Source organism: Microvirga yunnanensis (genome assembly GCF_025460875.1).
The window spans coordinates 1-21,234 of the sequence record NZ_JAMXFI010000045.1 but is presented as its reverse complement, the minus strand read 5'-3'; the positions used below and the strand labels follow the sequence as shown (position 1 = coordinate 21,234).

At 67.5% G+C, this 21,234-nt stretch carries 20 protein-coding genes and 1 tRNA gene; 12 read left to right on the top strand and 9 right to left on the bottom strand.

The features are described 5' to 3' along the window. The 5 genes from NF876_RS21415 to NF876_RS21395 are packed head-to-tail and all read left to right on the top strand — an operon-like array spanning position 1 to position 4,722. Positions 1–1,059, top strand: coding sequence for an ABC transporter permease (locus NF876_RS21415; RefSeq protein ID WP_373696700.1), 1,059 nt, complete (start codon positions 1–3; stop codon positions 1,057–1,059). Further along, complete coding sequence (locus tag NF876_RS21410) at positions 1,059–1,991, top strand: ABC transporter permease (protein ID WP_262270660.1); 933 nt, start codon at positions 1,059–1,061, stop codon at positions 1,989–1,991. Before NF876_RS21415 ends, NF876_RS21410 begins: the two co-directional genes overlap by 1 nt. Further along, a complete protein-coding gene (locus NF876_RS21405; protein ID WP_262270659.1) occupies positions 1,988–2,824 on the top strand; it encodes an ABC transporter ATP-binding protein in 837 nt (278 codons plus the stop codon). The genes NF876_RS21410 and NF876_RS21405 overlap by 4 nt, the downstream gene beginning before the upstream one ends. Positions 2,825–2,839: 15 nt before the next feature. Continuing rightward, positions 2,840–3,619 carry an ABC transporter ATP-binding protein gene (locus NF876_RS21400; protein WP_262270658.1) on the top strand — a complete coding sequence of 260 codons (780 nt, stop codon included), beginning with the start codon at positions 2,840–2,842 and terminating at the stop codon, positions 3,617–3,619. 35 nt (positions 3,620–3,654) lie between these two features. Further along, positions 3,655–4,722: a dipeptidase gene (locus NF876_RS21395; protein WP_262270657.1), complete on the top strand. Its 1,068-nt coding sequence runs from the start codon at positions 3,655–3,657 to the stop codon at positions 4,720–4,722. 144 nt (positions 4,723–4,866) lie between these two features. On the opposite strand, the gene NF876_RS21390 is transcribed toward NF876_RS21395, so the two are convergent. From NF876_RS21390 to NF876_RS21375, 4 genes are all read right to left on the bottom strand, one after another. Then, entirely contained in the window at positions 4,867–5,706 is an 840-nt protein-coding gene (locus NF876_RS21390) for an ABC transporter permease (RefSeq protein ID WP_262270656.1), read from the bottom strand. Between the two features lie 4 nt (positions 5,707–5,710). Continuing rightward, the gene (locus NF876_RS21385) at positions 5,711–6,580 is read right to left on the bottom strand and encodes an ABC transporter permease (RefSeq protein WP_262270655.1); all 870 of its coding nucleotides are present in this window, start codon (positions 6,578–6,580) and stop codon (positions 5,711–5,713) included. Further along, positions 6,577–7,674: an ABC transporter ATP-binding protein gene (locus NF876_RS21380; protein WP_262270654.1), complete on the bottom strand. Its 1,098-nt coding sequence runs from the start codon at positions 7,672–7,674 to the stop codon at positions 6,577–6,579. Before NF876_RS21380 ends, NF876_RS21385 begins: the two co-directional genes overlap by 4 nt. 169 nt (positions 7,675–7,843) lie before the next feature. After that, complete coding sequence (locus NF876_RS21375; RefSeq protein WP_262270653.1) at positions 7,844–8,917, bottom strand: extracellular solute-binding protein; 1,074 nt, start codon at positions 8,915–8,917, stop codon at positions 7,844–7,846. A gap of 171 nt (positions 8,918–9,088) precedes the next feature. Between NF876_RS21375 and pip the strand changes: the two genes are divergently transcribed. Then, complete coding sequence (pip, locus tag NF876_RS21370) at positions 9,089–10,033, top strand: prolyl aminopeptidase (RefSeq protein WP_262270652.1); 945 nt, start codon at positions 9,089–9,091, stop codon at positions 10,031–10,033. A gap of 212 nt (positions 10,034–10,245) precedes the next feature. Here the strand turns inward: pip and NF876_RS21365 are convergent, their stop codons facing one another. Then, the gene (locus NF876_RS21365) at positions 10,246–11,031 is read right to left on the bottom strand and encodes a 3-hydroxybutyrate dehydrogenase (protein ID WP_262270651.1); all 786 of its coding nucleotides are present in this window, start codon (positions 11,029–11,031) and stop codon (positions 10,246–10,248) included. Positions 11,032–11,374: 343 nt separating this feature from the next. On the opposite strand from NF876_RS21365, the gene pxpB reads away from it, so the two are divergent. Both pxpB and NF876_RS21355 read left to right on the top strand, forming a co-directional pair. Continuing rightward, entirely contained in the window at positions 11,375–12,136 is a 762-nt protein-coding gene (pxpB, locus tag NF876_RS21360; RefSeq protein ID WP_262270690.1) for a 5-oxoprolinase subunit PxpB, read from the top strand. Next, positions 12,133–13,167 (top strand): 5-oxoprolinase subunit C family protein, encoded by a 1,035-nt coding sequence (locus NF876_RS21355; protein WP_262270650.1) that lies wholly within the window; start codon positions 12,133–12,135, stop codon positions 13,165–13,167. The genes pxpB and NF876_RS21355 overlap by 4 nt, the downstream gene beginning before the upstream one ends. 37 nt (positions 13,168–13,204) lie before the next feature. Here NF876_RS21355 and NF876_RS21350 read toward each other — a convergent pair whose 3' ends face one another. The 3 genes from NF876_RS21350 to NF876_RS21340 all read right to left on the bottom strand — a co-directional run bounded on the left by NF876_RS21350 (position 13,205) and on the right by NF876_RS21340 (position 16,149). Then, positions 13,205–15,412, bottom strand: a complete 2,208-nt coding sequence (locus tag NF876_RS21350; protein ID WP_262270649.1) for a malate synthase G — start codon at positions 15,410–15,412, stop codon at positions 13,205–13,207. Between the two features lie 194 nt (positions 15,413–15,606). Further along, positions 15,607–15,682 (bottom strand) — tRNA-Ala (locus tag NF876_RS21345). Positions 15,683–15,762: 80 nt separating this feature from the next. After that, the gene (locus NF876_RS21340; protein ID WP_262270648.1) at positions 15,763–16,149 is read right to left on the bottom strand and encodes a TIGR02300 family protein; all 387 of its coding nucleotides are present in this window, start codon (positions 16,147–16,149) and stop codon (positions 15,763–15,765) included. Positions 16,150–16,334: 185 nt separating this feature from the next. Here NF876_RS21340 and aroA point away from each other — a divergent pair, with 185 nt between their 5' ends. The 4 genes from aroA to NF876_RS21320 all read left to right on the top strand — a co-directional run bounded on the left by aroA (position 16,335) and on the right by NF876_RS21320 (position 19,986). Then, positions 16,335–17,684, top strand: a complete 1,350-nt coding sequence (aroA, locus tag NF876_RS21335) for a 3-phosphoshikimate 1-carboxyvinyltransferase (RefSeq protein WP_262270647.1) — start codon at positions 16,335–16,337, stop codon at positions 17,682–17,684. Between the two features lie 8 nt (positions 17,685–17,692). After that, positions 17,693–18,334, top strand: a complete 642-nt coding sequence (gene cmk, locus NF876_RS21330; protein WP_262270646.1) for a (d)CMP kinase — start codon at positions 17,693–17,695, stop codon at positions 18,332–18,334. A gap of 458 nt (positions 18,335–18,792) precedes the next feature. Then, positions 18,793–19,596 carry a DUF1194 domain-containing protein gene (locus tag NF876_RS21325; RefSeq protein WP_262270645.1) on the top strand — a complete coding sequence of 268 codons (804 nt, stop codon included), beginning with the start codon at positions 18,793–18,795 and terminating at the stop codon, positions 19,594–19,596. A 12-nt stretch (positions 19,597–19,608) separates the two neighbouring features. Next, a complete protein-coding gene (locus NF876_RS21320; RefSeq protein WP_262270644.1) occupies positions 19,609–19,986 on the top strand; it encodes a methylglyoxal synthase in 378 nt (125 codons plus the stop codon). A 205-nt stretch (positions 19,987–20,191) separates the two neighbouring features. Here the strand turns inward: NF876_RS21320 and NF876_RS21315 are convergent. Further along, positions 20,192–21,234: ATP-dependent helicase C-terminal domain-containing protein (locus NF876_RS21315; protein WP_315975061.1), on the bottom strand; the 1,043-nt coding region annotated here is incomplete at its 5' end.

Here is a 21,234-nt window from a genome sequence, read left to right as displayed (position 1 = left end):
ATGGTTTCAGCAGTCATGAACGGGGGCGGAGGGCACGTCGGTGCCCTCCGCTCCTTCCTTAAGAAAGTCGTCCAGTTCGTCATCGTCCTGGCGACGACCCTTCTCGGCCTCGTGGCCGTCACGTTCTTTATCGGCCGCGTCGTGCCGATCGATCCCGTGATCGCCATCGTGGGCGACCGGGCTTCTCCGCAGGTCTATGAGCGGGTCCGCCAGGAACTCGGCCTCGACCTGCCGCTGATCCAGCAGTTCTGGATCTATCTGAAGAAGGCCGTCACGGGTGATTTCGGCAATTCGGTCCTCACCACCAATCCGGTGCTGACGGACATCGCCAACGCGTTTCCGGCCACCCTGGAACTCGCAACGCTCGGCACGCTGATCGGCGTGATCGTCGGCATTCCGCTCGGCGTGCTCGCGGCGGTCAAGCGCGGCAGCCTCGTCGACCAGTTCGTGCGCGTGCTCGGCCTCGCCGGCTACTCGATCCCGATCTTCTGGCTCGGCCTCATGGGCCTGCTGCTGTTCTACGCCAAGCTCGGCTGGGTGGCGGGCCCGGGCCGCATCGACGTGACCTATTCCTATCTCTATACGCCGGTCACCAACATCGTGCTGCTCGACACGGCCATGCAGGGCCAGTGGGACGCGTTCTGGGACGCGGTCTCGCACATCATCCTGCCGGCCTGCCTGCTCGGCTATTTCTCGCTTGCCTATATCAGCCGCATGACGCGCTCGTTCATGCTCAACGAGCTGGCGCAGGAATACGTGATCGCCGCGCGGGTGAAGGGTCTGTCGGAGGCCAGGGTGATCTGGCGCCACGCCCTGCGCAACGCGGCCGTGCCCCTGATCACCGTGATCGCCCTCTCCTACGCCAACCTGCTCGAAGGTTCCGTGCTCACCGAAACGGTCTTCGCCTGGCCGGGGCTCGGCCAGTACATCACCAATTCCCTGCAGAACGCCGACATGAACGCGGTGCTCGGCGGAACCCTCGTGATCGGGGCGGCCTTCGTGCTGCTCAATCTCGTGTCCGACCTGCTCTACCGCCTGCTCGATCCGAGGACCCGCTGATGGCCGGCTCCCCTGCTCTCTCCGAACCGACCGGCTGGCGCGCCTGGCTGCTATCCGCCGAGCCGCATTCGCGCTGGCAGGCCCGCCTCGGCCGGTTCTATCTCGGCTGGCGGTCCTTCACCCGCAACCCGCTCGCCGTCATCGGCCTCGCCATCGTGATCCTGCTGATCCTGGTGGCGATCTTCGCCGACGTGATCGCGCCCTATTCGCCCATCGCCGGCGGCGACCTGCGCACGCAGCGGCTGCTGCCGCCGAGCGAGACCTTCTGGCTCGGCACGGACGACCAGGCGCGGGACATCTTCTCGCGCATCATCTACGGCTCGCGCATCACCCTGTTCGTCGTGGTGCTGGTGGCCCTGATCGCAACCCCCATCGGGCTCCTGGTCGGGACCGTGTCGGGCTATCTCGGCGGCTGGGTCGACACGGTGCTGATGCGGATCACCGACATCTTCCTGGCCTTCCCGCGCCTCGTCCTGGCCCTCGCCTTCGTGGCGGCCCTGGGCCCCGGTATCGAGAACGCCATCATCGCCATCGCGATCACCTCCTGGCCTCCTTATGCCCGCATCGCGCGTGCCGAGACCCTGATGATCCGCAACAGCGACTTCATCGCAGCCGTGAAGCTGCAGGGCGCCGCGACGCCGCGCATCATCCTGGGTCACGTGGTGCCGCTCTGCCTCTCCTCGCTCATCGTGCGCGTGACGCTCGACATGGCGGGCATCATCCTGACGGCGGCGGGCCTCGGCTTCCTCGGCCTCGGAGCGCAGCCGCCGATGCCAGAATGGGGCGCGATGGTCGCCACCGGGCGCAACTACCTCATCGACCAATGGTGGGTCGCCGCCATGCCGGGCCTGGCCATCTTCGTGGTGAGCCTCGGCTTCAACCTGCTCGGCGACGGCCTGCGTGACGTTCTCGATCCGAAGGCCGCCAAATGACCAAGCCGCTTCTCGACGTCGACGATCTGCGCGTCCGCTTCCACCTGCGCACCGGCACCGTGAAGGCGGTGCGCGGCGTGTCCTTCCAGCTCGGCCGCGAGCGCCTCGGCATCGTGGGCGAGTCAGGGTCCGGCAAGTCGCAGACCGGGCGCGCCATCCTGGGCCTCACCCCGCCTCCGGGCGAGGTCACGGCCAAGCGCCTCGCCTTTGACGGCATCGACCTGCTCACCGCCTCGAAGCGGACCTTGCGCACCCTGCGCGGCGGGCGCATCAGCATGGTGATGCAGGACCCGAAATATTCGCTGAACCCGGTCATGACCATCGGCGAGCAGATCATCGAGGCCTATCGGGCCCACGCCAAGGCCGGTCGCGGGGAAGCGCGCGACAGGGCGCTCGCCATGCTGGAGGCGGTGAAGATGCGAGATCCGGCCCGCGTCTTCTCGCTCTACCCGCACGAGGTGTCGGGCGGCATGGGCCAGCGCGCCATGATCGCCATGATGCTGGTGACCGACCCCGACCTGCTCATCGCCGACGAGCCGACCTCGGCCCTCGACGTGACCGTGTCCATGGAGGTGCTGCGCATCCTGGACGAGCTCGTCACGGAGCGCGGCATGGGGCTGATCTTCATCTCGCACGATCTCAAGCTCGTCTCCTCCTTCTGCGACCGGGTGCTGGTGATGTATGCCGGCCGCGTGGTCGAGGAGCTCGAGGCGAAGAACCTGCGCGAGGCGCAGCACCCCTATACGCAGGGGCTGATGCGCTGCCTGCCGACCCTGAAGGACGACGTCCGTCCGCTTCCCACCCTGAACCGCGATCCCGCCTGGGCGCAGTGACCGGTGACAGATCCGATGCTCGATATTCAGAATCTTCAAGTCGTCTTCGGCACGGGCCGCCTGAGGGTCGACGCGGTCAAGGACGTGAGCTTCCATGTGGAGCCCGGCGCCGCCTACGGGCTCGTGGGCGAGTCCGGCTCGGGCAAGTCGACGGTCCTGCGCGCCATCTGCGGCCTGGCGCCGATCACCGCCGGGCGCGTCCTGGTCGAGGGTCGGGCCGTCACCACGCCGCGCGGCAAGGACTTCTACCGCACGGTCCAGATGGTGTTCCAGGACCCCTATGCGTCGCTTCACCCGCGCCACACGGTCGACCGCACCTTGTCCGAACCGCTCGCCATCCACGGCGAGAAGGACCAGGAGGCCCGCATCCTCCAGGCCCTGCGCGAGGTGGGCCTGGGCCCCTCGTTCCGGTTCCGCTATCCGCACCAGCTCTCCGGCGGGCAGCGCCAGCGCATCGCCATCGCGCGCGCGCTGATCCTGCGCCCGAAGGTTCTGCTCCTCGACGAGCCGACCTCGGCGCTCGACGCCTCCGTGCAGGCGGAGATCCTGAACCTGCTCGACGATCTGCGCCGCAAGATGGGGCTGACCTATATCCTGGTGAGCCACGACCTCGCGGTCGTGGCCCATCTGTGCGAACGTCTCCTGGTCATGCGCCACGGCGAGGCCGTCGAGGAGACCACCTCCGAGGCCCTGCGCTCGGGAGTGGCCTCGAACGCGTATACCCAGTCCCTGATCCAGGCGAGCCAGGGCTTCACGAGAGACGCGAAAGAGCCGGTCCGCTCCCTGGCCGGCTGATCCTGACATTCACCCCAACCGCTCGGCACGAACCCATGTCCCGCTCCCCCCTGATGCCGGTCTTCGACGGCCACAACGATGTCCTCCTCCGCCTGATGCGCGGCAAGATCCAGCCGGAACAGGCCTTTCTCGAAGGCGACAATATCGGGCACCTCGACTGGCCGCGCATGAAGGAAGGCGGCTTCGTCGGCGGGTTCTTCGCCGTCTACGTGCCGTCCGACAGCGTCGGCGTCGACGTGGACGCGCTGATGACCCAGTCGCGCTACGACGTGCCCCTGCCGCCGCAGCTGTCCCTGGCGGCGAGCCAGCAGGTCACCGTGCACATGGCCTCGCTGCTGATCCGGATCGAGCGCGCCTCGAAGGGCGAGATGAAGATCTGCCGCAGCGCGGCCGATATCCGCCAGTGCCTCGACGCCGGCAGGCTCGCGGCGGTCCTGCACATCGAGGGCGCGGAGGGCATCGACCCGGACCTGCACCTGCTCGACGTGCTCCACGAGAGCGGCCTGCGCTCCATCGGGCCGGTCTGGAGCCGCCCCAACATCTTCGGCCATGGGGTTCCGTTCAGCTACCCCTCGACGCCGGACACGGGACCGGGCCTCACGGATCGCGGGCTCGCCCTGGTGCGCGCGTGCAACCGGCTCAAGATCATGATCGACCTCTCGCACCTGAACGAGAAGGGATTCTGGGACGTGGCCCGGCTCTCGGACGCGCCGCTCGTCGCCACCCATTCCAACGCGTGGGAGATCTGCCAGCACTCGCGCAACCTCACCGACAAGCAGCTCGCGGCCATCCGCGAGAGCCGCGGCATGGTGGGGGTGAACTTCGCCACCTCGTTCATCCGCCCCGATGGTCAGCGCAACGACGACACGCCGCTCGAGGAGATGATCCGCCACATGGACCACCTGATCGAGCATGTGGGGGTCGACGGCGTCGGCCTGGGCTCCGACTTCGACGGGGCGACGATCCCGGCCGAGATCGGCGACGTGCGCGGCCTGCCCCGCCTCGTCGACGCCATGCGCCGCCACGGCTACGACGATGCGACCCTGCGCAAGCTCTGCTACGAGAACTGGGTCAACGTCCTGGAGCGCACCTGGGGCCGGTGAGCGCCCCGGGATCGTCGGCTCGCCCCTGGGATCATCCGTCTCCGTCATGGCCGGACCTTGTGCCGGCCATCCCGATTGCTTTGAGTTCGGCGCTCTTTTGATCGGGATCACCGGCACAAGGCCGGTGATGACGGCGAAGAAAAATTACCGCTCCGCCTTCGACGTGAGCGCGAAGAGGCTCGCGATGCCGCCGACGCCGAGCATCAGCATGAGGCTCACCGCGTTGATCGCCGGCGTCGCGCCCTCGCGCATCTGGCCGTACATGGTGATCGGCAGCGGCGGCTCGGAGCCGACGAGCATCAGGGTGGTGTTGAAGTTCTCGAACGACATCAGCAGCGCCACGAGCCCGGCGCCGATGAGCGCGGGGCTCAGGAACGGCAGCGTGATCGTGCGCAGCACCCTGGCGCGGCTCGCCCCGAGATCTAAGGCGGCTTCCTCAAGCGACCGGTCGAACTTGCGCAGGCGCGCCGCGATGATGAGCGTCGCGATCGTGAGGATGAACGAGAGCTGCCCCAGGATCACGAGCGGGAGCCCGGGGCGGAGGAGATCGAGATCGGTCTGGAAGAAATCCTCGAGCCCGTTCGCCACGCGCGAGAAGAAGGCGAGGATCGAGATGCCGAGCACCACGCCCGGGATCACCAGCGGCCAGAGCATCATCATGGCGAGCAGGGTCTTGCCGCGGAACTCGGCCCGCTCCAGCACCCAGGCATTGACCGTGCCGAGGGCCACGGCGAGGAGCGCCACCGGGATCGCGACCTTGAAGCTGTTGCCGATGCTGTCCAGCCAGATCGGATCGGCCAGCACGCCCGGCTTGCCGAAGACCGCCCCGGAGCCGGTGAACCATTCGAGGGTGAAACCACGCCAGGGCGGCGACGGGAACGGGCTCGCGTTGAAGGCGAAGATCGCCACGACCAGCAGCGGCGCGAACAGGAAGAGGTAGAACGCCGCGATGTAGAGCTTCCAGGCGAGGGACGGTCGGTTCATGGGATCACGCCTGCTTCAGGGTGGAGCCCAGGCTCTGGCCGGTGAGGCGCAGGCCCAGCCACACGATGGCGGACGAGAGCAGCAGGAGCAGCATGCCGAAAGCCGCGCCCTGGGGCCAGTTGAAGCGCGTGATGAACTGCGCATAGATCTGCTCGGTGAACCACAGGCCGTTCTTGCCCCCGAGCAGCACCGAGGTGGCGAAGTTGCCCACGGTGAGCATGAACACGATGATCGAGCCCGCCACGATGCCAGGCATCGCGTGGGGAATGACGATCCGGCGCAGCACCGTCCAGCGGCTGCCGCCGAGATCGAAGCCTGCTTCCACGACGGCGGGCTCCAGGCTTTCCAGCGCGTTGGCGAGCGGCACGATCATGAACAGCAGCCCGCCATAGACGAGGCCGAGGATCACGGCGCCGTCGTTGTAGAGCAGCTCCACCGGCTGGTCGGCGAGGCCGACGGCCCGCAGCGCGTAGGAGACGACGCCGGTCTCGCGCAAAAGCATCATCCAGCCGAGGGTGCGCACCAGCTCCGACACCCAGAACGGCAGGAGGCAGAGCAGCAGCAGCATCGCCTTGACGCGTCCCTGCGCCACCCGGGCGATGTAGAGCGCGATCGGGAAGGCGAGCACCAGGGTCAGGGCCGTGACCAGGATCGACATGAAGGCGGTGCGCGCGAAGGTGCGCCAGTAGAGCGGCTCGGTGAAGAACTCGAGATAGTTTCCGAGCCCGAAGGCATAGACCCGCGGGGCCACCCGCTCGCTGAAGGACAGGACGAGGATCTCCACGTGCGGCAGCACGATGAGGAGCCCGAGCCACAGGATCGCGGGCGCGAGCAGCAGGAAGAGCGTGAGGCGCGAGGCTTGCCTGGTCATCATGCGGAAAAGACCTTCATGGCGTCCGCCGCCCAGCCCACATGGATCGGCGCCCCGACCTCGATGCCCGCGAGCGGCCCCGCCTGCGGCAGCACGGCCCGCACCGGCTGGTCGAAGCCCAGGGTGTCGATGAGAAGGCTCGAATTGGCGCCGTCGAAGAGAACCGCCGAGACGCGGCCCTCGAAGCGGTTCGGGAGATCGCGCAAGGCCGGCTGGCTCGGCGCCAGGGCGATGGATTCGGGCCGCACGAAGGCGACCGCGGCCTTCTGCGGGGCGCGGCCCGTGCCTCGCGTCACCGTGCCCGAGGGCAGCTGGAGGGCGACGGTTCCGTCCGACGACGACACGATCTCGCCCTGGAGGCGGTTCGTCTCGCCCACGAAGCTCGCCACGAAGGGCGTGGCCGGGCTGTGATAGAGCTCGCGCGGGCTTCCCACCTGCTCGAATTGTCCCTGGTTCATCACCGCGATGCGGTCGGACATGACGAGCGCTTCGGACTGGTCGTGCGTGATGTACACGAAGGTGGTGTTGAAGGTGCTCTGCAGCTGCTTCAGCTCGATCTTCATGTGCTCGCGCAGCTTGAGATCGAGCGCCCCGAGCGGTTCGTCGAGGAGCACGAGCGTCGGCTCCAGCACGAGGCAGCGGGCGATGGCGACGCGCTGCCGCTGGCCGCCCGACAGGGCCGTCACGCGGCGCCCGCCGAATCCCTTGAGGCCGACGCGCTCCAGCATGCGCTCGGCGCGCGCCTGCGCGTCCTCGCGCGGCATGCCCCGGCAGACGAGCCCGTAGGCCACGTTCTCGCCCACGCTCATCATGGGAAAGAGCGCCAGGCTCTGGAACACCATGTTGACCGGGCGCCGGTTGGCCGGAACGCCGATCATCGACTGCCCGCGGATGCGGATGTCGCCGGAGGTCGGATGCTCGAACCCGGCGATCATGCGCATCAGGGTGGTCTTGCCGCAGCCCGACGGCCCGAGGATCGAGAAGAACTCCCCGGGAGCGACGCCGAACGTCACGTCGTCGACGGCCGCATGGCCGCCGAAGCGCTTGGTGACGCCGACGATGTCGAGGTCGTTCGCTGGATGGGTTGAATCTGCCATGACGCTGCCGCGCAAAAGGTCATCCCCCGGTCAAGCGCATCGGGCGGAAGCGTGAAACCGGTTCTCCGCCTCGAACGACGCGCTTTGGAAACAAGCACCGGATCCAAAAGTGGCTGCCACATTTGGATCCGGTGCTCGCCGGGGGATGACGATACTCCGGGATGGGCTTTTACGAACCGGCCTTCAGGCGGTCGAGGATCTTGCCCTCGATCTCCTCGATGCCGGCCGGCACCGCCGGATACCACTTGATGTTGTCGATGGCGGCCTTGGGGAAGCTCTCGGCGAACTGGTCCTTCAGCTTACCCTGCATGAGCTTGTCGGCCCCGTTGGACGCCGTGAAGTTGCCCGCCGATGCGGCGACCTTCGCGGCCACCTCGGGCTTCATGTTGAAGTTGATCCACTTGTAGGCCGCGTCGTCGTTGCGGCCCTTGGCCGGGATCGCGAAGGTGTCGACCCAGCCCAGGGCGCCGGACTTGGGCGCGATGAACTTGATGTCGGGGTTCTCGGAGTTGAGCTTCCAGCCGCCCGTGTCCCAGGCCATGGCGGCCACCACTTCGCCGGACCGCAGGGCGTTGAGGAGCTGGTCCTTGCCGTCCCAGAAGAACTTCACGCTCTTCTTGCACTCGGCGAGCTTGGCGCCGACCTTCTCCATCATGGCCGTGTAGGCCTTCGGGTCGTTGTAGGACGCGAAGGGGTCCATGCCGTTGGCGAACGCGAAGGCGATGAGCGCCGGGCGCTTGGCGCGGAAGCTGGTCTTGCCGGCAAGCGCCTGATCGCAGAGATCGTTGTAATCGGCGACCTTCGGGGCGGCCTTGGTGTTCACGATGAGACCATCCGTGCCCCAGATGTGGGGAACGCCGTAGACCTTGCCCTCGACGGTGGTGTTCTTCTTGGTCGCTTCCAGCATGGATGCGATGAATTGGTCCGACTTGAGCTTGGACAGGTCGAGCGGCTTGTAGATGCCGAACTCCGCCTGCGGGCCGGCGATGCGGTCCTGGCTCGGCTGGACGAGATCGAACCCGGCGCCCTGCGTGGCGCGCAGCTTCGAGATCATCTCCTCGTTGTTCGAGAGCGTGACCTCGACCTCAATGCCGGTTTCCTTGGTGAACTGATCCATCACGTCCTTCGGGACGTAATCGGCCCAGGTCAGGAGCCGCAGCTTCTCGGCGGCCTGAGCCGAACCGACGACCATGAGAGCGGCCAGTGCCGTAGCCAGCTTCAGGCTGGCGCGTTTCGTCAACATCCTCGTCCTCCAATGTGGTTGGGCATTTTTACCCTTGTTCCCCAGTTGCAAAACTATATGACAGTTGAACGACGCGCTAGGGGGTTCGAAGCCGGCTCACAAACCCTTCGACGGCTGACAGCCTCCCCTCGCCCGGCTATGGGTGAGGCTTCCCTTGATGGAGCTCTCGCGATGCGCACCTTCTACCCCGAAATAGAACCCTACGATCACGGCATGCTCGATGTCGGCGACGGCCACCGGGTCTATTGGGAATTGTGCGGAAATCCGAAAGGGAAACCCGTGGTTTTCCTGCACGGCGGGCCGGGCGGCGGCTGCACGCCGACTCAGCGCCGGCTGTTCGACCCGGAGAAATACCGGATCCTGCTCTTCGACCAGCGCGGCTGCGGCCGCTCGACCCCCTATGCGAGCCTGGAGGCCAACACCACCTGGCATCTCGTGGCCGATATCGAGCGCCTGCGCGCCATGATCGGTGTGGACAAGTGGATGGTGTTCGGCGGCTCCTGGGGCTCGACCCTGGCGCTCGCCTATGCGGAGACCCATCCGGACCGCGTGACCGAGCTGGTGCTGCGCGGGATCTTCACCCTGCGTCGCCCGGAGCTGCTCTGGTACTACCAGGAGGGCGCCTCCTGGATCTTCCCGGACAAGTGGGAGGGCTTCCTGGCGCCGATCCCGGAAGAGGAGCGCGGCGACCTGATGGCCGCCTACCGCAGGCGCCTGGTCGATCCCGACCCCGCCGTCCGGGCGAAGGCCGCCCGGGCCTGGAGCCTGTGGGAGGGCGAGACGATCACGCTCCTGCACAACCAGGAGTACAGCGACCAGTTCGGCGACGAGCATTACGCGGTCGCGTTCGCCCGGATCGAGAACCACTACTTCGTCCATGAGGGCTGGTTCGAGGACGGGCAGCTCATCCGCAACGCCCACCGCCTGAAAGACATTCCCGGCGTGATCGTCCAGGGCCGCTACGACATCGCCACGCCGCCAAAGACCGCCTGGGAGCTGCACAAGGCCTGGCCGGAAGCCCGGTTCATCATGGTGCCGGATGCCGGCCACGCGGTGAGCGAGCCGGGCATCACGCATCATCTCATCGAAGCGACCGACGCGTTCGCGCGAGCTTAGGGCGGACACCGTCCGAGGGGATGCGGCCTTCCCGTCATGGCCTGGCCCGTCGGGGCCATTCGCGCACCCTCTCCCGTCATGGCCGGCCTCGTGCCGGCCATCTCGATCGGAAGAGCGCGGCATCTCAAGCCAGCGGGATCACCGGGACAAGCCCGGTGATGACGGGACGGGTCGGGCGGAGCGAAGCGAGACCCGGAAGGGCATTGCTGCCCTTACTTCGCCGTCCAGCCGCCATCCATGGACAGGTTGGCGCCCGAGATCTGGCTCGCCGCGTCCGAGCACAGGAAGACGGCGAGCGCCGCCACCTGATCGACGGTGACGAACTGCTTGGTGGGCTGGGCCTCCAGAAGCACGTCGTTGATCACCTGCTCCTTGGTCAGGTTGCGCGCCTTCATGGTGTCGGGAATCTGCTTCTCGACCAGCGGCGTCCAGACATAGCCGGGGCTGATGCAGTTGACCGTGATGCCGTCGGTGGCCACCTCCAGGGCCACCGTCTTGGTGAGGCCCGCGATGCCGTGCTTGGCCGCCACATAGGCCGACTTGAACGGCGAGGCGACCAGGGAATGGGCCGAGGCCGTGTTGATGATGCGGCCCCATCGGCGCGCCTTCATGCCGGGCACGGCGGCCCGGATGGCATGGAAGGCGGACGAGAGGTTGATCGCGATGATCTGGTCCCATTTCTCGACCGGGAAGTTCTCCACCGGCGAGACGAACTGGATGCCCGCATTGTTGACCAGGATGTCGACGCCCCCGAAGGTCCGCTCGGCAAGCCGGATCATCTCCTCGATCTCGTGCGGCTTCGACATGTCGGCCGGCGAATGGATCGCCTTGACGCCGAACTCGCGCTCGATGCCGGCGCGCTCCTTCTCGATGGCCTCCGCGTCGCCGAAGCCGTTGATAACCACGTTGGCGCCTTCCTTGGCGAAGGCCCGGGCGATGGCGAGGCCGATGCCGCTGGTCGAGCCGGTCACGACGGCCGTCCTGGATGTCAAAGTCATGATCTCCTCCATCAAAGCCTGGGCTCCAGGCATCATTGCAAGGGTGGCATACCACGGAGGGCGCCGTGAGGGTGAGCCTAGAGCATCGGACGGACCCAGAGGGCCGCGTCAGCGACCCGAAGGGCCACGCCAGTGAAAAGTGGCCCCGGTTTTCCGTTCTGACCGATGCTCTCATTCAAGAAGAAAGCATCGGATGGATCCCAAAAGTGCAAGTCCACTTTTCACGTCCAATGCTTTAGCAAAAAGAAGCATGCCGGGATGATCCCCGGGCAAGGCCCTCGTCTGCTTCCGGCGCATGGCGCCGGGGATCGCCGCCCCGTTGCCGGATCGGCTGCAATATGAGATGCGGGTTGTCTGGCCGTCCCGGATTGTCAACAGGTGCCTTGTGCCGACACCGAAAATACTCCCCTGCGGCGACAGCGCCGTGACCGTCGAGTTCGGAGAGACGATCGACCCGGACATCAACGGGATGGTTCTGGCGCTGGACGCCATCGTGCGGGCGCAGGCTCCGGCCGGCCTGATCGAGACGGTGCCGACCTACCGCTCCCTCACGATCCAGTTCGATCCCGCGACGATGGATTATGACGCCCTCACCGGGCTCCTGGGCGAGGCGACGAAGGATCTGGCCCCGCGCAGGGCGGTCGGACGGCGCTGGCGCGTGCCGGTGGTCTACGGCGGCGAGTACGGCGTCGATCTCGACGAGGTGGCGAGCCTGCACGGCCTGACTCCCAACCAGGTGATCGAGATCCATTCCTCGGCCGTCTACCGGATCTACATGATCGGCTTCCTGCCGGGCTTCACCTATCTCGGCGGCCTCGACAAGCGGATCGCCACGTCGCGGCGGCTCCATCCCCGGGCCAAGATCCCGGCCGGCACGATCATGATCGGCGGCGAGCAGGCGGGGATCGCCCCCATGGACATGCCGAGCGGCTGGCACAATCTCGGCCTGACGCCCGTCCGGCCCTATGCGCCCGGGCGCGATCCGGTCTTCCTGTTCGCGGCCGGCGACGAGATCGTGTTCGAGCCCGTCGACGCCTCGCGCTGGGAGGCTCTCGAGAAGGCCGTCCGGGCCGGAGAACCGGTCGCCGAGGAGGTGAGCCCATGAGCGATCTCGTCATCACGTCCTGCGGCCCCATGACGTCCCTGCAGGATCGCGGACGCATCGGCTATCAGGGCTTCGGCGTCTCTCCGTCCGGAGCCATGGACCGGCGCGCCCTGGCCATGGCGAACGCCCTCGTCGGCAACCCGCCCGACATGGCGGCCATCGAGTTCATGAACCTCGGCGGCGCGTTCACCTGCGAGGGCGGGGACCTGCACGTGGCGCTCGCGGGCGCCGGATGCTCGCTGAGCATCGACGGGACGCCCGTCGCCCCGCAGACTTCCGTCGTGCTCAAGGAGGGGCAGAGCCTCGAGGTGGGGCATCCGCGCACCGGCACCTTCGCGTATCTCGCCATCGCCGGAGGAATCGCCGTCGAGCCTGAACTCGGAAGCCTCTCGTTCCATCTCCGCTCGCGGCTCGGCGGGCTGAAAGGCGCTCCGCTGAAGGCCGGCGACCGCCTTCCCTGCCGCCCCGAAGCGCAGGACCGCGAGCCCATGCAGCTCGGTCTCGACCCCCTCGAGGAGGCGGGGCCGATCCGGGTCATGCTCGGCCCGCAGGACGATTACTTCACGCCGGAAACCATTTCGTTGCTCCTGGAAAGTGAATTCACCGTCAGCCCGCAGGCCGACCGCATGGGCTTCCAGCTCACCGGGCCGCGCCTCGCGCATGCCCGGGGATTCAACATCGTGTCGGACGGGATCGTGGACGGCCATATCCAGGTGCCGGGCAGCGGCCAGCCCATCGTGCTGATGCGCGACCGGCAGACGGCCGGGGGCTACCCGAAGATCGCCACGGTGATCAGCGCCGATCTCGCCCGTTTCGCGCAGCTGCGCCCGGGCATGAGCCTGCGCTTCAAGGCGGTCGAGCGGGACGAGGCCGTCGCGGCCGCACGCCGGCTCAAGGACTGGATCGCGGCCCTGCCGGCGAGCCTGACGCCTGTGCGCTTCGCGCTCACGACCGAGCACCTGTTGAGCCGCAACCTGATCGGCGGCACGGTCAACGCGCTCGCGCTTGGCCCGGCCGACCGGGACGATTGAACGAACGGGGCGCCGCACCCGCGACGCCCGGTTCCTCTTATTTGGCTTTTGTCTTGACGCCGCTTTCCTCGCTGCGGTCGGGTGCTCCACCGGCCTTCGCCTCGCGACGACGGGCGTGCAGGATCCATTCGGTATAGCCGTTGGGCTGCTCGGCGCCCTTGAAGATCAGGTCGCAGGCCGCGTTCCAGGCCGGACCCTCGAATTTCGGCGTCATCGGACGGTAGAGCGGATCGCCCCCGTTCTGCCGGTCCACCACGGCAGCCATGCGGCGCAGGGTCTCCATCACCTGGTCCTTCGACACGATGCTGTGACGCAGCCAGTTGGCGATGTGCTGGCTCGAGATGCGCAGGGTGGCGCGGTCCTCCATCAGGCCGACATCGTGGATGTCCGGCACCTTGGAGCAGCCGACGCCTTGGTCGATCCAGCGCACCACGTATCCGAGAATGCCCTGGCAGTTGTTGTCGAGCTCCTGCTGCACCGCGTCGGGCGCCCAGTTCGATTGCGAGACCGGAATGGTCAGGATGTCGGTGAGCTTCGCGCGCGGACGCTCCCTCAGCTCCTCCTGGCGCACGGGAACGTCGATCTCGTGGTAATGCAGCGCATGGAGCGTCGCGGCCGTGGGCGACGGCACCCAGGCGGTGTTGGCGCCGGCCTGCGGATGACCGATCTTCTGCGCCAGCATGTCGGCCATCTTGTCGGGCGCCGCCCACATGCCCTTGCCGATCTGCGCCTTGCCGGGCAGGCCGCAGAGGAGGCCCACATCGACGTTGTTGTCCTCGTAGGCCTTGATCCAGGCGGTCGCCTTCATGTCGTTCTTGCGGACCATCGGGCCGGCTTCCATCGAGGTATGGATCTCGTCGCCGGTGCGATCGAGGAAGCCCGTGTTGATGAACACGATGCGCTCGGCCGCCGCCTTGATGCAGGCCTTGAGGTTGACGGTGGTGCGCCGCTCCTCGTCCATGATGCCCATTTTCAGCGTGTTGCGGGAGAGATTCAGCATGTCCTCGACGGCGCCGAAGAGGTCGTTCGCGAAGGCCACCTCGTCGGGCCCGTGCATCTTGGGCTTCACGATATAGACCGAGCCCGCGCGGCTGTTGCGGATCGGCCCGGAGCCCTTGAGGTCGTGGATGGCGATCAGCGACGTGACGGCCGCGTCGAGGATGGTCTCGGGGATCTCGCGGCCTTCCTCGTCGAGCACCGCATCGGTGAACATGTGGTGGCCGACATTGCGCACCAGCATGAGGCTGCGCCCGTGCAGGCGCAGTTCGCCGCTGTTGGGCATCCTGTAGACCCGGTCCGGATTGAGACGGCGCTCGACGGTCCTGCCCCCCTTCTCGAAGCTCTCCACGAGGTCGCCCTTCATCAGCCCGAGCCAGGTGCGATAGACCTGCACCTTGTCCTCGGCGTCCACCGCGGCGACCGAGTCCTCCAGGTCCATGATGGTGGAGACGGCCGATTCCATCACCACGTCGGCGATGCCGGCCGGGTCCTCGGCGCCGATCGGATGCGAGCGGTCGATGCGGATGTCCAGGTGCAGGTTGTTGTGGCGCAGGAGCACGGAGGTCGGGCTGGCGGCCTCGCCCTGGTAGCCGATGAACTGGGTCGGATCGATCAGGCCGGTCTCGGTGCCGTCCTGCAGGGTGACGACGAGGGCCCCGCCCTGGTCGGCATAGGAGACCGCATCCCGGTGGCTGCCGGCGGCGAGCGGTGCGGCCCGGTCCAGCACCTCGCGGGCGCGCTCGACCACCTTGGCGCCGCGGGCCTTGTTGTAGCCGCCGGACCGGGTCGCTCCGTCCTCCTCCGGGATGGCGTCGGTGCCGTAGAGCGCGTCATAGAGGCTGCCCCAGCGGGCATTGGCGGCGTTGAGCGCATAGCGGGCGTTGGAGACCGGCACCACCAGTTGCGGCCCGGCGATCCGGGCGATCTCGTCGTCCACGTGCTGGGTCTGGACGGTGAAATCCTCGGGCTCGGGCAGCAGGTAGCCGATGTCGCGCAGGAAGCGCTCGTAATCCGCCTGGTCGAAGGCCTTGCCGGCCCGGTCCCGGTGATATTCGTCGATCTGTCCCTGGATCCTGTCCCGGATTGCGAGCAGCTCGCGGTCGCGGGGCGCGAAGTCCCGGACGAGCCCGGCCAGGCCGCCCCAGAAGACGGCGCTCGACAGGCCCGTGCCGGCAATCGCCTCCCGCTCGATGAAATCGTGAAGAACCGATGCAACCTGGAGGCCGTTCGTCTGGACGCGCGTCATCGTTCCCGCTTTCGGTGGCAAAAGGACATTGCCTTAGCTTAAGGCACTGCGACTAAAAATGAAGATCGCCGCCACATCCATGAGAAAAAGGGCGAAGAATCGGCCCCGATTCCTATGCTTTAGATGTAGATGCCGGCGATCCGGGCCGGTCCCGCAACAAAAAAGCCGCCTGGGCGGCGGCTGTTTTGGGGAATTGGTGGAGCCAGGCGGGATCGAACCGCCGACCTCTTGCATGCCATGCAAGCGCTCTCCCAGCTGAGCTATGGCCCCATCTCGATCCGCGGTGCCGGGCACCGCGGGGTCTGCCGTGTTCGGCAGAGGCGTCTCTATAGTCGCCTCTGCTGCGAGGTTCAAGCCTCTTCGTCGTCTTCCAGATCGCTGTCGATCAGATCCGACACGTCGTCGTCGCCCTCTTCCTCATCCTCGAGGAAGGTGTCGTCGTCGGCCACGTCGTCGCCCACGTCGATGTCGTCGTCGACCGGGATGTCCTTCTCGTTCTCGCCGGCCTCGACCTCGTCGAGGGAGACCATCTCCGGCCCGGTCGCCTCGAGCTCGGTCTCGTCGTCGTCATCGGGTGCGGCGGCGCGCGCCACCACGGGAGCGGCCACCCGGCTCATGGCCACGGCCTGGAAGACGGTGCCGCATTTCGGGCAGACGGCCGGGTCCTTGTTGAGATCGTAGAATTTCGCGCCGCAGCTCATGCACTGGCGCTTCAAGCCGAGTTCCGGTTTGGCCACGGGTGATTGCCTTGTGAGTGTGAATGGTCGGGAACGCTCCGTTAGTCGTGAGGGGATGCCTTGTCAAATAGGAAATTGCAAGAGAGCCCCGGGCCCGCGCCAGCTTGCGCGTGACGGCGGGAAAACCGCGTGTTAGGAGCCCGCCCTGATCAGAAGTCTCAAGGAACCCGAGCAAGGAACCGAGAATGTCGCACGCGCACGGATCGCCGTCACCGGTCGCCAGCAGGCCTGGAACGCCCCTGAAGGGGCGCATCCGCGTTCCGGGCGACAAGTCGATCTCCCACCGCTCCATGATCTTCGGCCTCCTGTCCATCGGCGAGACCCGGGTCGAGGGGCTGCTCGAGGGCGACGACGTGCTGCGCACCGCGGAAGCCTGCCGGGTGCTCGGAGCCGCCATCACCCGCGAGGCGCCCGGCCGGTGGCGGATCACGGGCGTGGGGGTCGGCGGCCTGACCGAACCCAAGGACGTGCTCGATTTCGGCAATGCGGGCACCGGCTCGCGCCTGATGATGGGCGTGGCCGGAAGCCACCCGATCACCTCGACCTTCGACGGCGACGCCTCCCTGCGCAAGCGTCCCATGCGCCGAATTCTCGATCCGCTCGTCCAGATGGGCGTGACCGTGGTGAGCGAGGCCGAGGGCGGGCGGGTCCCGCTGACCCTGCGCGGCCCGCGGGAGACGATCCCGATCACCTACGAGACCCCGGCGGCCTCGGCCCAGATCAAGTCGGCGGTCCTGCTCGCCGGCCTCAACTCGCCCGGCCGGACCACGGTGATCGAGTGCGAGGCGACCCGCGACCACACGGAACGGATGCTGGGCCATTTCGGGGCGAGCGTCGAAATCACCCCTCACGGGGCCGACGGCCGCGCCATCACGCTCCAGGGCCAGCCGGAGCTGCGGGGCACCGACATCGTGGTGCCGGCCGACCCCTCCTCGGCGGCCTTCCCCCTGGTGGCGGCCCTGATCACGCCGGGTTCGGACGTGGTGCTCGAGGGCGTGATGATGAACCCCCTGCGCACCGGCCTCATCACGACCCTGATCGAGATGGGCGCCTCCATCGAGCGCCTGAACGAGCGCGACGAGGGCGGCGAGACGGTTGCGGACCTGCGCGTCCGCCACAGCCGCCTCACCGGCGTCACGGTCCCCCATGCCCGCGCGCCGGCCATGATCGACGAGTACCCGATCCTGGCGGTCGCGGCCTCCTTTGCCCAGGGCACGACCCGGATGCAGGGGCTGCACGAGCTGCGCGTCAAGGAATCCGACCGGCTCGCGGCCGTGGCCGCAGGCCTCGCGGAGGCCGGGGTCGAGCACGAGATCCAGGGCGACGACCTCCTCGTTCACGGCTCGAACGGCAAGGTCCGCGGCGGCGGCAATCCGGTGGCGACCCATCTCGATCATCGCATCGCCATGGCGTTCCTGGTCATGGGCCTGGCGACGGCCCAGCCGGTGACCGTGGACGACGGCGCCATGATCGCGACGAGCTTCCCCTCCTTCATCCCGCTCATGCGCGAGCTCGGCGCCACGATCCAGGATTGAGGGAGCCCATGATCATCGCCATCGACGGCCCCGCCGCCTCGGGCAAGGGAACCCTGGGCCGGCGCCTGGCCGAGCATTACGGCTTCGCCCATCTCGACACCGGCCTCCTCTACCGGGCGGTCGCCCGCGTGCTCATGGACCGGGACATCCCGCTCACCGACCGGGACGCGGCCGCGGAGGTGGCCCGCAACCTCGACGTCGGTCACCTGGAGGACGATGCCCGCCTGCGCGGCGCCGCCATGGGCGAATCCGCCTCCGTGGTGTCGGCCTACCAGCCGGTCCGGGATGCCCTGCTGGCCTTCCAGCGCCAGTTCGGCGCAAAGGAGCCGGGTGCGGTGCTCGACGGCCGGGACATCGGCACCGTGGTCTGCCCCGACGCGGACGTGAAGCTCTTCATCACGGCCACCCCCGAGGAGCGGGCGCGGCGGCGTCACCGGGAGCTGCTGGGCCGGGGCGAGCAGGCGGAATACGAGACGATCCTGGTGGATATCCGCCGCCGGGACGAGCGGGACATGAACCGCAGCACCGCCCCCCTGAAGGCGGCCGCCGACGCCATGACCCTGGACACGACGCATCTGGATGCCGATGGCGCCTTCCAGGCCGCCCTTGACCTGGTGGAGAGCCGGCGAGCGTCGACGACCCGCGCATAAGCCCGTCCCGTGTCATCACCGGCCCAAGGCCGGCCATGACGTGAGGGGGTGGCATCACTAGGTCACACACCCTCCACGTCATCACCGGGCTTGTCCCGGTGATCCCGATACGGTGAAGCGCCGCGCCCCAAAAGATCGGGATGGCCGGCGAGAGCCGGGCGATGACTGGCCGGCCATGACGTGCGGAGGGTGGCAGGAGCGGGTCACATACACACCACGTCATCACCGGGCTCGTCCCGGTGATCCCGCTTTTGAGAGGCGCCGCGCTTCAAGCCATCGGGATGGCCGGCACGAGGCGAGTGATAGCCGGCCGGCCATGACGTGGAGGCTGCCATCACCGGGTGACGCCACCCTCCACGTCATGCCCAAGTCCGACCTCTGGTCCGGGCCCGCCCTTGCCTTACTTTCAGAAGCTGGCACACTTTCATGACCAATCCGGCTCCGAGAAGGAGACACCGATGGTTCGTTCCGGCTTCATCCGCCTCGCCGCAGGGCTGGCCTGTCTCTGCGCGTTTCTGGCTCTTCCGGCCCGGGCGCAGCCGGAGACCGAGGTCGACCTGGCCCTCGTTCTGGCCGTCGACATCTCCTTCTCCATGGATACGGACGAGCAGGCCCTGCAGCGGGAGGGCTTCGCCCAGGCGTTCCGGTCCAAGCTCGTCCATGATGCGATCCGCGGCGGGATGCTGGGCAGGATCGCCGTCACCTACATGGAATGGGCCGGCTCGCCGGACCAGAAGGTGATCGTTCCCTGGACGGTTCTCGACAATTCCGAGAGCCTGATGGCCTTTGCGGACAGGATCTCGTCCACGCCCCTGCGCCGGGCGCAGAGGACCTCGATCTCGAGCGCCATCGATTTCAGCGTGAAGCTTCTCGAGGAGAGCGGCCTCAACGCGACCCGGCGGGTCATCGACGTGTCGGGGGACGGCCCCAACAATCAGGGGCGGCTCGTGATCGAGGCACGGGACGCGGCCCTCGCCAAGGGCATCACCATCAACGGCCTGCCGATCATGCTGCGCCAGCCCGGCTATCTCGACATTCCGGATCTCGACATCTATTACAGGGACTGCGTCATCGGCGGCCAGGGCTCGTTCACCGTTCCGGTGCGGGAGCGCGACCAGTTCATCGAGGCGATCAAGACCAAGATCCTGCTGGAAGTTGCCAACCTGATGCCCGCCCAGCCGCTGATCGAGCGTATCCAGTCCCCTCCGCGCACCAACTGCATGGCCGGCGAGATGCAGTGGCGTGACCGCTGGAGCAATTGAGCGGCCCTGCCCATGAAGCAACTGACGCTGGCGCTCGTGGCCCACGACGCCAAGAAGGACGCCATGGCCGATTTCGTGGCCAGGTATGAGAACGACATCCGGCCCTTCGTCCTGTTCGCCACCGGCACCACCGGCGGGCGTGTCATGGAGCGCTGCCCATCCCTCTCGGTCACGCGGTTGAAGAGCGGCCCGCTCGGCGGCGACCAGCAGATCGGCGCCCTGATCGCCGAGGGAAAGATCGACGCCCTCTTCTTCTTCGTCGATCCGCTCTCGCCCCATCCCCACGACGTGGACGTGAAGGCGTTGATGCGCCTCGCCCTCGTCTACAACATCCCCATGGCGCTGAACCCCGCCACGGCGGAGCGGCTGATCGAGTCGTTCCGGCATTAGAGCACCGGATCCGACCCCAAATGTGGGTCCCCTTTTGGGATCGATGCTCTAGAGCATCGGACGGACCCAGAGGGCCGCGTCAGCGACCCGAAGGGCCACGCCAGTGAAAAGTGGATCCGGTTTTCCGTTCTGACCGATGCTCTCATTCAAGAAGAATGCATCGGATGGATCCCAAAAGTGCAAGTCCACTTTTGGGTCCGATGCTTTAGGTCCCGCGCGGCTTGGCGCGCCGCGTCGGCGGAGCCGTCAGCGGATCCTCGGGCCAGGGATGCTTGGGATACTGCCCGCGCATGTCCGCGCGCACGGCCGCCCAGGAGCCGCGCCAGAAGCCCGGCAGGTCACGGGTGATCTGAATCGGGCGTTGGGCCGGCGACAGCAGGTGCAGGATGAGCGGCGCCCGCCCGGCCGCGATGGTCGGATGCTTGTCGAGGCCGAACAGCTCCTGTACGCGCACGGCCAGAACGGGCCCTTCCTCGGCTCCGTAATCGATCGGGATCTGCGATCCGGTCGGCACTTCCACATGGGTCGGGGCCTCCGTGTCGAGACGCCGCTGCAGGTTCCAGGGCAGGAGCGCGCGCAGGGCCTCGCTCAGGAGATCGGGACCGATGTCGTTCAAGCCGGTTCTGCCGATGAGATGGGGAGCCAGCCACTCCTCGGCCGTCCGGATCAGGGCTTCGTCGGACAGATCGGGCCATTCCTCGCCCTCGGCCTTGCGGAGGAACATCACGCGTTCGCGCCATTGCGCGAGCGCCTTCGACCACGGCAGGGCATCGAGCCCCAGGGACGCGAGACCTTCGGCCAGGGCCCGTGCCGCCTCGTCGGTCGCCGGTACTTTCAGAGGCCGTTCGTTCAGGAGCAGGGCCCCGAGACGGCGGACGCCGCGCGCTCGCAGGGCCCTGGCCTGCCGGTCGAAGGCGACCTCGTCGCGCTGCTCGATCGTCTCGCCGAACAGGCTCTCGATCTCTTCGGGCGACAGGGCGGCGGCCGCCAGAATGCGCGCCGACGCGGCGCCGCCGGCGATTTCGGCAACGGCGAGATAAGGCTCCCGGGCCAGCCGCTCATGCGCCTCGAGCGCGGCGCCGCGCCCATTGGCCATGAGGTACTCGCCCGGCTTGCCCCGCGCCTTCGCGATCCGGTCGGGAAAAGCCAGCGTCAGCAGGGCGCCGAGAGAATGCGGCTCGTCCGAGGGCCGTGCCACGCCGCTCGGTTTGCTCGGCTTCGAATTGCTCCCGAAAGCCGGGTCCCCTT